The sequence below is a fragment of the Cellulosimicrobium sp. SL-1 genome, assembly GCF_011033075.1.
GTDB lineage: Bacteria > Actinomycetota > Actinomycetes > Actinomycetales > Cellulomonadaceae > Cellulosimicrobium > Cellulosimicrobium funkei.
Genome location: NZ_JAACJC010000004.1, coordinates 200,754 through 212,740, shown reverse-complemented (window position 1 = coordinate 212,740; position 11,987 = coordinate 200,754). Strand labels below are relative to the sequence as shown.

Genomic DNA, 11,987 nt, shown 5'->3' with positions numbered 1-11,987 from the left:
TCCCGTGCTCAGGGGCCCGCGACGGTGAAGCCGACGCTCACGGTCGGCCCGAACCCGGCGGCGTCCGACGCCGGCTCGACGAACCGGATCCCGAACGTGTGCGGCCCGGGCGCGAGGCCGTGCACCTGGCGCACCGCGGGCTCGTCGCCGAGCTCGTGGAGGTTGCCGGTCGAGCGTCCGTCGACGAACGCCTCGACGACCAGGCCCGCGGCGCCCGCGAAGGTCACGAGGACGGAGAAGCGCGGGTCCTCCCACGGCGCGGTCTCGCGCGCGCCGAGGACGGTCTCGCCGGGGCCCGGCGACAGCACGCGCGGGAGGTCGAACACGTAGGGGCCGAGCGGCGCGGCGGACGCGGAGACGACGTCGTCGACGTCTTGGACGACGTCGAGCACGTGCTCCCCGGCGGCACCGAGCCCGGTCGCGACGAGCGCCCAGCGGCCGTCGGCGGCGGCGGTCGTCGTGCCGACGACCGCTCCCGTCGCGTCGAGCGCCCGCACGCGCGCCCCGGGCTCCCCGCTGCCGCGCAGGGCGGGGTAGACGGTGAGCGTCCCGGCCGGGGGCGCCTCGTCGACGACGGGTGCCGGAGGCGCGGGTTCCTCGGGCCCGGGCTCTTCGGGCGCGGGTTGCTCCGGACCGGGCTGCTCGGGCTCCGGCGGGGCCGGCGTGGCCGGCTCGACCGACGGCGGGGCCGGCTCGGGCACGGTCTCGCCGGCTCCGGGCGCGTCCTGCCCGTCCGGACGGGAGGCGGGCGGGGCGTCGACGCCTGCGGCGGGCGGCTCGGGGCGGTCGCCCGCCCCGCCGGGGGCGTCCGGCTCGGTCGCGAGCGGCACGTCGTCCGCGCCGTTCTCCGCCGGGTCGCCGTCCGGCAGGACGGGGAGCGGCGCGGCGAGACCGGGTGCGGACGACTGGTGCCCGGCTGCGGCGGGCGGCTCGGCGGCGGACCACGGCCGCGCCACGGCCAGCACGCCGACGACGGCCGCCACGACCACCGCGGCGAGCGCGCCGACCAGGACACCGGGGACCGCGGCCCCCGGGGCGGCGGCTCTCGCCCCGGTGCCGGGCGCCGGCCAGGCGGGCCCGCCCCCGGTCGCGCCGGTCGCCGGGCCCGTCGTGGCGCCGGTCGCCGGGCCCGTCGTGCCGGGCGCGGCGGCCGTCGCCGCGAGCGCGCCCGTGGCGGCGTCGACCGCGGCCGGGACGCCGAGGACGAGCGGCAGGAGGACGATGCGCAGGCGCGAGGCGACGTCGTCGACCTCCTCCGCGAGGATCGAGCACGACAGGCACCCGGTGAGGTGCTCCTCGACGCGGTCCTGCGCGGCGCGCGACAGCGACCCGCGCGCGCGGTCGCCCAGGCGTTCGACCGTCCAGCGGCACTCGGGGGCCACCGCGTCGCTGCTCACGTGGGCCTGGAGCCACTCGCGGCGCAGGCCCTCGCGGGCGCGGTAGGAGAGCGCGGCGGTCGCGCTCGCCGAGAGCCCGAGCAGCGGCGCCGCCTCGCGCGGCTCCATCCCCTCGACCTCGGTGTACCAGAGCACGGCCTGCCACCGCTCCGGCAGGCGGCGGAACGCGCGGACCGTCACCGAGCGCTCGAGGACCTCGGTCGACAGGTCGCGCGGGTCGACGACCTCGGGCACGTCCTCGACGGGCGTCGGGTCCGGCGTGCGAGCCCAGCTCGCCGCGACGCTGCGCAGCGTCGTGTAGAGGTAGGGCCGGAACGGGCCGGTCGGCCCGTGGCCGGACTGCAGCGCGCCGAGCACGCGCAGGTACGCCTCCTGGACGAGGTCGTCCGGGTCGTACGTCGCCGTGAGGCGGCGGGCCGCCGAGCGCCCGGCAGCCGCGTGCCGCTCCCAGAGCACGGCGAACGCCTCCGCGCGGCCCGCGCGCACCGCGTCGGCGAGCTGCTCGTCGCCGAGCTCCGTCAGGTCCTGCGTGTGCACGCCGCTCCCGTCCCGGCCGCCTCCGTCCGGCGGCCCTCAGGGAGGAAGACGCTCCAGGGCCGCGATCATGACGCGGTTCCGGGCGTGAGGTACGCCTCGCCCACGGCGCTGCTCTCGAAGCCCGCCCGACCCCGGCGTCGTCCTCGATAGCGAGCTCGTGGTCTGGCTGGATGGCCGGCGTCACTGTTTTTCGATCCCCATGCCATGCGGCTGGTCCGCGTCTGAAGGATGCCAGGCGTGGGGGAAAGCGGCCCCCTTGACGTCGCCGCACACGAGAAGGGCCCCGGCCGAATGGCCGGGGCCCTGGCCCGCTCGGTCAGGTCACGTCGTCACGGCATGCCGCGACCCCACAGCATGTCCACGGTCCGCAGGATCGCGGACACGTCGTGGACGTCGGGCTCGACCTTGGTGATGCGCTGGTAGGCGAACGAGCGCACCTGCTCGCACATCGCGAACGAGCCGGGGGACCACTGCACGTGCATCGGCCACCCACGGTCGGTGGACGTCAGCGGCACTCCGGTCAGGATCTGCGTCGCGCGGTGGGTCAAGGGCAGGGACAGCACCAGGTGCGGGCGGTGCTTGGCCTGCTCACGACCCTGGGTCGGGTCCATGCTCAGCCAGACGATCTGGCCCTGGGTGATCTGGTCGGGACGGGGGAGAGAGGAGGGCATCAGCTGTCCTTGGGCGTCGGTGCCGGCGCGGAGTGCGCCGACGGTAGAGAAGTCGCCATACGGTCCTCCAATCCGTAGTCGTCGTCCGCGGGCCACTGGCCCTCGGCCTGCATCTGGGCCTGGTACTCGTGCGGGGCAAGCTTGGCCATCGCCGCCCAGAACTCGCGCTCGGCGTGCTCCGCCAGCAAGCGGTCGATCGCGACGTCGAGCGTGACCGCCTGGCCGGCGGCGTACTCCCGCAGCTTGTCTCGGGTGCTCACCCGGACCTTCAACGTGGTGGTCGCAGCAGTCATACTTTGCAGACTACCAGCGATAACCCGCGTCGATACCTACCGCGCGGCAGTTCCTTGGTCGGCACCCGCAGGGTGCGGTCGGCCGACCATGCGGCGAACGTCGTCGGTGCAGAGCATCTGTTCGGTACCCGTCCGCCCGTGGTAGCGCCCCACGTCGTCGCCGATGTTCCGGTCGAGCGCAGGGCGGCGACGGAGCGGCCGCGTCAGGCGACGGGGCCCCTGCGCCGTCGCGCGAGCACGAGCGCCGCGCCGCCGAGGGCGAGGAGCAGCGCGAGCGCGGCCACCGCCCCGAGACGTGCGCCCGTCGTCGCCAGCCCGTTCCCGGCGCCGTCCGTCGTGCCGCCGGGCGTCCCGGCAGGTGCGTCGAACGTGTTCGTCACGACGACCGCCGCACCCGGCCGGACCGTGAGGTCCGCCGACGCGCCGTCGACCGTCGTCCCGGGCTCGCCCGGCGTGGTCACCGCGACCTGCGTGGCGGCGGCCCCGCCGGTCGCCGACTCCTCGACGGCGCAGGACGCGTCGAGGGGGAGGTCGGCGTACGTGACCGTCTCGTCCGCGCCGAGGTGGCGCACGCCGCCCCCGGGCACGTCGAGGGCGACCGTCTCGCCGTCGACCTCGCGCGTGCAGGCCAGGCGGACCGTGAACGGCCCCTCGGCGCCCGGCGCGTCGACCGCGCCCTCGACCCGCTTGGTGACGTCCAGCGACGCCACGTCGAACGTGTTCGTCAGCGTCACGACCGCGGGCTCGTCACCACCCACCACGACGGCGCCGTCCGCGCTGATGGCGGTGGCGTTCGCCCCGCCCGTGCGCGTCTCGGTCACGACGCACCCCGCCCCGACGGGCAGGTCGCGCACGGCGGCGCGGTAGCCGCCCGCGGCCGTGAGGGCCAGGCGGCCCTCGGCCGGGAGCGCGAGGGTGCGCGTCTCGCCGTCGACGTCCCAGGTGCACACGGCCTGGGCCTCGAACGGGCCGGCGCCCCAGAGCTCGGCGCCCGCGCCCTCGACGGTCTTGACGACCTCGAGGTCCGCGACGTCGAACGTGTTCGTCGCCGTGACGACGGCCTCCGACACCGTGCCCGCCTCGGCAGGACCGTCCACGACGACCCGCCCGTCGGCCGGGGCGAGCGTCGAGCGCGTCGCCCCGCCCGCCGTCGTCTCCTCGACGACGCACTCCGTCCCGGCGACGAACGTCCCGAAGGTCCGGCTGCCGCCCGCGTCGAGGTCGAACGACTCCTCCAGCACCGTGCGTCCGTCCCGCGTGCAGACGACGTCGAACCCGAACGGCCCGACGCCGTACGCGGCGGCACCCGCCCCGTCGACCTCCTTGGTCACGCGGACGACGCCCGCGTCGTACCCGTTGTGGACGACGACCTCGGCCGGGGTCGTGCCGACGAGCACGTCCGCGCTCCCGTCCCCGTGGTCGGTCACGCCGTCGCCCGTGACGACGACGCGCTGCGGCGCGTCCGTGGTCGTCTCGGTGACGACGCACGTGGCGCGTGCCGGGATCGTGCCCTCCGGCGCGGTGAAGGTCTCCCCGGCCCCGATCGTGAACCGCAGCTCGGTCGAGCCGGCGGCGTCGAACGTGACGGGCGCTCCGGTGGCCGCCGTGCAGACGAGGGTGAAGTCGAACGGCCCCAGCTCCTCCTGCGTGGCCTCGGTGTCGACCTGCTTGGTGACGGACAGGCCCGAGAACGCGTAGTCGTTGCCGACCGTGACGACCTGGGTGGCCGGCACGTCGGACTCCGGGGACGTCGCGACGTCGACCGCGACGGTCGCCGGCGAACCGTCGCGCGTCGTCTCGCCGTGCTCGCCGAGGGCGCCGCGCTCGGACACGGTGCACTCCGCCCCCACCGGGAGGCCGTCGACGCGGGCCGTGAGCCCGCCCTCGACGGTCAGGGAGAGCCGTGCCGCGTCACCGAGGTCGAGCGTCACGCCGTCGACGGTGCACACGACGTCGACCGGGTAGGCGCCGGGCGCGTAGCCCGCGGCGTCGCCGGTGACCTGCTTGTCGACGCGGAGGGCGCCCGTCGGGAGCGCGACGCCGACCTGGCTCGGCGCGAACCGCTCGAACGTCGCCTCGCCCGTGTAGCGCCACTTGACGCCGAACTGGTTCCACGCCACGTCCGGGCCCGACGGGGCGACGGGCGCGACCCCGCCCGGCGTCGCGTCGGACGCCATGCGGTTGACCGTCGAGTAGGTGACGTCGACGACCTCACCGCTGTCGAGGCGTCCGCTCGCGGTCGTGCGGAAGTCGAGCGAGACGCGCAGACCCGTCACGGCGGACCAGTCGGTCGCGTCGTCGGCGGGGGCCCACGTCTCGCCGTTCTGCTCGCACACCGCCTGCGTCGTGAGGTCGCGCCACGTGCCCGCGCACACGTCCGGGCTCGTCGTCACCTCGACGACGGTGGTCGTGCCGTCGGGTGCCGTGAGGCCCGGCATGCCGGTGAGGACGGGGCGGTAGGTCGACCCGCGCGACGCGCCGGTCAGGAGCATGCGGTCGCCCGCGGTGGGGAGCTGCTCGAACAGGACCATCTCCTCGACCGGGGTCGTGCCCGCGTTGACGACGTGCAGGACCCAGTCGTCCGTCCCGCCGACGACGCTGTTCGCGACGCACGGCGTGCGGTACCAGGCGCCGCCGGCCGCCTCGAGCGTCGGACGGCACGCGGTGCCCGGGGCGGACGGGTTCGTCGCACCGTCCACCGCACCCCGCACGCCCTTGACGCTGTAGAGGTTCGGCCCGTCGACGGGGGCGACGAAGTCCGTCGTCCCGCACGTGCGCGGGTCGCTGCCCCAGGCCGGGGTCGTCGCGGCACCGTCGAGGCCCGAGCAGGTGTCGAGCGCCTCGTCGGTCCGTACCGTCATCTGGTTCGTCGCGCGCTGGCCCGAGGCGAGCCCCGGCTGGAGCTCGAGGAACAGCCGCACGCGGAACGTCTCGCCCGGTGCCATGACGCGGCCGTCCTCGGGCCAGGTGAGGACCAGGTCCCGGCCGTCGACGGCGAGCGTGACGTCCGTGGACAGCAGCCCGCCCTCGGACGTCGCGTACGACGGCGCCGGGTCGCCCGGGTGCACGAGCGTGGTCGGCAGGGTGTCGCGCAGCTCGGTGAGCGTGAGGTAGCCCGTGCCCGTGTTGGTGAACGACAGGTCCCACGGGACGGCTGCGCCGACCGAGACCGTCCGGCTCCCCTCGTTGGCGACCTTGCGGACCGCGAGCTCGCGTGTCCCGGGAGACAGGGAGACGGTCGCGCTCGTGCTGCGCTCGGCCGACGCCTCGCCGTCCAGGCGCTCGCTGCGCACCGTCACGGTGTTGTCGACGGACCCGTCCAGGACGACCGGGTCGCCCGAGGACCGGGAGGTGTCGCGCAGCACGACCGTGAACGCGGCCCGGGCGTCCCAGGCCGGCGCGGGGACGTCCGGGCTGAAGAAGCCGCCGTCGGCGCGCGAGAAGGTGATGCGCACGCCCTGGACGTCGGGGTACGCCTCGGCTCCCACGGGGACCACCGGTGCGTCCACGGCAGCCGGTGCACCCTGCGCCCAGGCGAGCGCGCCGTCCGTGCCGAAGGGCCCGTAGACGTCGACCGCGACGCGGTCGGCGCCGTGCGGTGCGGTGAGCGCACCGAGCCCGGTGAAGCTGAACGTGTCCCAGAACTCCGGGGACGACGCGACGTCGTCGCGCAGCCAGACCGTGGCCGGCGCGAGCGTGCTCACGGGCCGGGTGCCGGAGGACGCGCCGAGCGTGACGGTCACCGGCGTGCGGCGCGACGGCTCGGTGAGCGCCGCGGGAGACACGGACTTGGTCGGCGCCACGTCGATGTCGCCGCCCGTGAGCACGACGCGCACGTCGTCGAGGTCGCCCGTCGCCGTGCCGGGCGCGAGCACCGGGTCGGACGACTGCGCGAACGCGCGGTTCGGGACCTCGGTGGTCTGGCCCGCCCGCAGCGCGATCGGCTCGCCCGTGCTGCGCACGTGCGTGCGCAGGACCGTGTCGAGGGTGAGCGTGAGGCGGTTCGCCGCGGAGATCGTCCCCCCGGTGGCCGCGGGGTCGCTGCCCTGGAACGTCACGCTCACGCCGACGACGTCGGCGAGGCGCTCGGGCCCCCACGCCACGAGGTCGGCGACCGTCGTGCGCTCGCTCGCGTGCTCGCCGTCCGCCGTGCGGTGCAGGACCCACGCCGTGCTCTCCGCGAGGTCGACCTCGTGCCCGAGGCCCGCGTCGACCCGCACGCCGGTGACGTCGTAGCGGTCGAACGCGCTGGCCGCGCCGTCGGGCGCCAGCCAGTCCACGTCGGCCGTGAACGGGTCGCCGACGGCGGCCTCGGCCGTGCCGGGCACCTCGCAGCCCGCCACGCCGCTCGCCGTCTCGGAGCACGCGGCGGGGTCGGTGATGCGGACGAAGGACGCGCGCGAGACGGACGTGCTCCGCGCCTGGATCGTGAACGTCGCCGTGGGCTGCGGCGCGTCCGAGCCCTCGCGGGGGACGTGGACGGCCTGCGTCGGGGTCACGGACTTCGTCACCGCGACGCCAGGCGCGTGGTCGACGAGCGAGACGGTCGCGGAGTCGGTGTCGCGGACGGGGTCGCCGCCCGCGGCAGGGACCGCCTCGATGCTCGCCGTGTTGACGACGCTGCCCGGGACGTCGGCGTTGAGGGCGCTCTCCTGCGTCACCCACGCACCGGTCGAGCGGGTCGTGGAGCGCACCTGCCAGTCGAGCACGAAGCGGCGGTCGCTGCTGCTCGCGGCGACGCCCGCGCCGGGCCGCGGCGCGTACGGGTCGAGCGCGGCGCCCGGCTGCCGGGCGGCCTCGCGGGCGGCGACGTCCTCCGCCAGGACGAGCCGCACGCCGGTGGCCGTGGCGCGCTGCTCGCCGGTCAGCGTGTGGCCGACGAACCGGCCGTCCTGCACCCAGCCCCCGGCCGGGGGCGCGACGGCGGTCCACGTGCCGTCGACGAAGAGCTCGACCGCGGTCACGGTGTCGTAGCGCAGGTACCAGCCGGTGCTGAAGGGCACGTCGCTCGCGTCGACCGGCGCGACGCGCACCAGGTCGAACGCGTCGAAGACGGTGCCGGCGACGTCGGCGGGGTCTCCCGCCGGGTCGCTGATCGTCACCGACGAGAAGCCCTCGCGGACGCGCCAGTCCAGCGCCGTGCTGCGCTGCTCGCCCGACTGGGACGGGACCGTGCTCTGCAGCCAGGACTTGTCGATCCCGACCGGGCCCGTGCCCTCGCGGGTGACGACGCGCGCCGTCGCGGTGTCCTCGGCGTCGTCGATGAGCGTGGTGCCGCCGCGGGTCACGCCCTCGGCCCGCACCGTCGCCGTGTTCACGAACGCGGTCGGCTCGTCGGGCCGCGCGGTCACGTCACCGCCGGAGCGCAGCGTGCCGCGCGCCTGCGCGACGACGTACGGCGTGAAGCTCGTGTCGACGGGCAGGCCCGTGGCCGACTCGAGCACGAACCGGACGCCCGTGAGGTCCGACGGCGAGACGCCCGCGGGGAGCGCCGCAGCCAGGTCGTCCGCCGTGAGCTCCGCGAGGAACGGGTCCTCCTGGGCGGGGAACGCCGCCACGCGCAGAGCCGAGCCGTCGGGGCCGATCGCCTCCACGGTCAGCGACGCACCGGACGGCACCTGGGTCGGCGCGACGCCGGCCAGGTCGAACGCGTCCCAGAACTCGCCCGCGCCGCCGGCCCAGACGTCCTCGACGACGAACGTCCGAGGGCTGACGTACTCGGACGTCCCGACGACCCGCGCGGCGAGGCCGGCGACGACCCGCGCGCCCGGCTCGACGGCGGTGCCCGGCCGGACCGTCTTGTCGAGCGTCGCGTCGAGCGCGGGCCGGACGAGCTCGAGCGTGTCGCTCGCCTCGTCGGTCGCGGTCTGCCCGTTCGGGGCGACGACCTCGGCGCTCGCGGTGTTGCGGGTGGCGCGCGAGGCGGCGTCGCCCGCGGCGTCCTCGGTGGTGACGACGTCGAGGACGAGCGTCGCGGCGGCGCGCGGCGCGATCGCCCCGGTGAACGTCACTTCGAAGCCCGTCACGTCGGTGCCGGGGACGTCGGGCGTCTCGCCGGGGGCCAGGATGACCGTCGTGGTGGAGCCGTCCGCGCGGTGGAGCACGAGGTCGGCGGACTCGGCGCCCTCGGGCCACGAGAACGTGCTGAAGCCGCCGAGCACGACGCCGTCGGTGAAGTAGTCGCGGTCGGTGACGGTGAGAGTACGGACGGGGACGTCGGACGTGCTCGTCGCCGTGATGGTGGCCGTGGCCGTCTCGCCCGCGGAGATGCGGTCGGGGGTGATGTCCTTGACGACGTCGACGCCGACGGTCGCGGGCGTGACGCGGTGCTGGGCCGTCGCGGTGTCCGTCACGGGGTCACGACCCTCGGCGGTGGCGGTGGCCGTCGCGACGTTGTCGACGACGTGAGTCGCGGCCGACAGGTCGGCACCGTCCCGGTCCGTCGCGCGCTGCGTGAGGTCGAGGCGCGCCGTGGCGGTCGCCCCGGGGACGATCTCGCCGGCGTAGGTCAGCCGGAGGCCGCCGACGGCGGTCGGGTCCACACCGGCGGGGAGGGCTGCGCCGGGGGCGGGGGTGCCCGTGACCCAGGACCACGAGCCCGCGTCGGAGCGCACGTAGGCGTCGACCTGGACGCTCGTCGCGCCCTCGGGCAGCGGGTCGGCGGCGAGCGCCGTGAGGTCGGCGAGCGTGAACGGGTTGGTCGCGTCGAGCGCGCCCGCGCCGTCGGCCGACGCCTGCGGCTCGGTGACGACGAGCGTGCCCACCGGCACGTTCGAGGTGTTGGTCGCCGTGAGCGTGACCGTCGACGGCGCGCCCGCCTCGAAGGTCCGTGCCGCCGGGTCCCACGACTTCGCGAGGTCGACGCCCGTCTCGACGGGGACGCTCAGGTGCACGGTCGCGCTGGCGCTGTCCGGAGCGGAGTTCGCCGCGGTGGTCGTGGCGGTGTTGACGATGTCCGTCTCGCCGGGCCGGGCGTCGTCGGGCACCTGGAGCGTCAGGGTCAGGGTGAACGTCGCCCCCGGCGTCAGGCCGACGCCCGCGGGGGTCTCGTCGCGGAACGCGACGTGGACGGCGGTCGCGGCGCCGACGACGGCGGGCCGGCCCACGGGCTGGCCGGCCTCGGTCCACGACACCTCGTGCACGGGACCGGTCGTGGTGCGCACGGCCTGGAGCTCGTAGCCCGCGAGCTCGGCGGGGAGCGCGTCGGTGAGGAGGGCGTCGACGCACGTCGTCTCGGAGCACGTGACCCCGACGCTGTACGTGAAGACGTCGCCGGGGGAGAGGGTCTTGTGGTCGACCCGCTTGCTGACCTCGAGGTACTGCGGGTCGCCGTCCGCCGCCGTGGCGGTCGCGGCCCCGGCGAGGGCGAGGGGCGCGGCGAGCGTGACCGCGAGGGCCGCCGCCCACAGCCGTCGCCAGGTGTGTCGTCGCCTGTCGTGCCGTCGTGTGCCGAGCCGTCGCGTGCCGTGGTGCACCAGTGCGTCCTTCGTTCGGTGGTCGAGCGCGCGCCCGGCGATCTGGGCGTGCGTCCAGGAGGTCCACACGAGAGGACTCGTCCGGGCACGGGCCATGACGCGAACCCGCAGGTGAGGCGGGTCACGTCGGCGCGCGCCGGTGCGCTTCCGGTCGTACTGTGATCCACATCACTGGCAACGCGCGTCACGAACGGGCGCCCTGGTGCTCTTGCACTGGTGGGGGACGTCGCCACGACGGGTCACGTGGCGACACACCTGGACCGGTGGCGGTCCGCGACGAGAGCTTCGCTGGGGGGAGCTCTCGCGGCGGATCGCCACCGGTTCTCCCGTCTCCGGGGGGTTTCCGTCCTTCCGGCACGCGCCCTCGCGTCCCGGTGGCAGCGCCCCGATCTCAGACGGCGTCCGTGCGCGCGCCGAGCCAGGGTGCGAGGACGTCGGTGCGCCCCAGCCAGCGCAGCCCGCCGTCGGCCAGCTCGTCCCGCGTCGCGAGCACGTCGCGGAACGCGTCGAGGACCCGCTCGCGCACGTCCTCGCCCGGCTCGCCCTCCGGCGGCGTCGCGCCGACGACCACCACGCGCGTGTGCGGCTCGACGGGCCGCCCCTCGGCGGTGGTCGCGTCGTCCCACGTGCCGAGCGTGCCGATGCAGAGCTGGCCGCCCGCGCCGTCCCACGCGCACAGCGAGTCCGGGCGGTTCGCGACGTGGAACACCCCGCGCGACCGGACCCGCCCCGTGCCCAGGTCCTCGATGCGGCGCAGCAGCCGCTCGGGGTCGAAGGGGCGGGCCGAGCGCAGCTCGACCGTCCAGCTCCGGTCGCCCGCGCGGCGCGCGCGCCGGGGGAGCGGGCCCCGCACGCCGAGCGGGTGGGCCCGGCGCTCGCCGGCCACCGGGTCGTGCGTGCGCCCCGCGAGGTCCGCGGCGGCGAGCGCGTGGAGGCCGTCGACCTGGCGGGTCCCGACGCCGCGCAGCCGGTCGACGAGCCCCGCCCCGGTCGCGGCGGCGACAGGATCGCCGGTCGTCACGACGAGGTCGGCGTGCTCGAGCTGCGCGGCGAGCACCTCCCCGACGGCCCGCTGGTCGTCCTCCGTGAGCCCCACCCCGCGCTCGGTGACGAGCTCGTCGTCGAGCAGGTCGTGCTCGAGCGTGTCGACGTCCGCGACGGCGAGCACGGTCGCGAGGCGCAGCCGATCGAGCTCGGCGCCGGGGGTGGTCTGCGCGGCGAGCGCGCGGACGACAGGCAGCGACTCGGCCGCCACGGGGAGCGCGAGCACGACGTGGTCCCAGCGCCCGTCGTCCGCGAGCCGCCGCAGCGTCGGGACGGCGTCCTCCCGGACCGCGCACGACAGGCACGCGTGCTCGAGCGGCACGACCTCGTCCTCGACGACGCCGCTCGCGTCGACGGCGACCCGGCGCAGCGCGCCCTCGGCGGCCCGGATGTCGTGGCGGAGCGCGACGACGCGCGGAGCCCCGACGACGAGCCCGAACACCGCGCTGTCGCGCAGCACGGGATCGATGGTCGCGAGGACGCTGAGGGCGACGCGGGTGTCGTCGGGCGCCGGGTCTGGCGAGGGATCCGGCGACGGGTCTGGCGAGGGGTGCGACGAGAAGGGCATGA

At 76.2% G+C, this 11,987-nt stretch carries 5 protein-coding genes; all 5 read right to left on the bottom strand.

Going from position 1 to position 11,987, the window contains the following annotated elements; all coding sequences use genetic code 11:
• Positions 1-8: 8 nt before the first annotated feature.
• Positions 9-1,934 (bottom strand): sigma-70 family RNA polymerase sigma factor, encoded by a 1,926-nt coding sequence (locus GWJ10_RS07600; RefSeq protein WP_163186588.1) that lies wholly within the window; start codon positions 1,932-1,934, stop codon positions 9-11.
• 329 nt (positions 1,935-2,263) lie between these two features.
• Positions 2,264-2,605 (bottom strand): type II toxin-antitoxin system PemK/MazF family toxin, encoded by a 342-nt coding sequence (locus tag GWJ10_RS07595; RefSeq protein WP_163186586.1) that lies wholly within the window; start codon positions 2,603-2,605, stop codon positions 2,264-2,266.
• Entirely contained in the window at positions 2,605-2,865 is a 261-nt protein-coding gene (locus tag GWJ10_RS07590) for a hypothetical protein (protein WP_163186584.1), read from the bottom strand. Before GWJ10_RS07590 ends, GWJ10_RS07595 begins: the two co-directional genes overlap by 1 nt.
• Before the next feature lie 236 nt (positions 2,866-3,101).
• Positions 3,102-10,442, bottom strand: a complete 7,341-nt coding sequence (locus GWJ10_RS07585; protein WP_163186582.1) for a DUF5979 domain-containing protein — start codon at positions 10,440-10,442, stop codon at positions 3,102-3,104.
• Between the two features lie 322 nt (positions 10,443-10,764).
• Positions 10,765-11,877 (bottom strand): GTP-binding protein, encoded by a 1,113-nt coding sequence (locus GWJ10_RS07580; protein ID WP_241005707.1) that lies wholly within the window; start codon positions 11,875-11,877, stop codon positions 10,765-10,767.
• Positions 11,878-11,987 lie beyond the last annotated feature (110 nt).

Bases quoted from the DNA above. Each gene is read 5' to 3' on its own strand.
- GWJ10_RS07595 (WP_163186586.1), bottom strand. From the start codon at position 2,605: ATGCCCTCCTCTCTCCCCCGTCCCGACCAGATCACCCAGGGCCAGATC.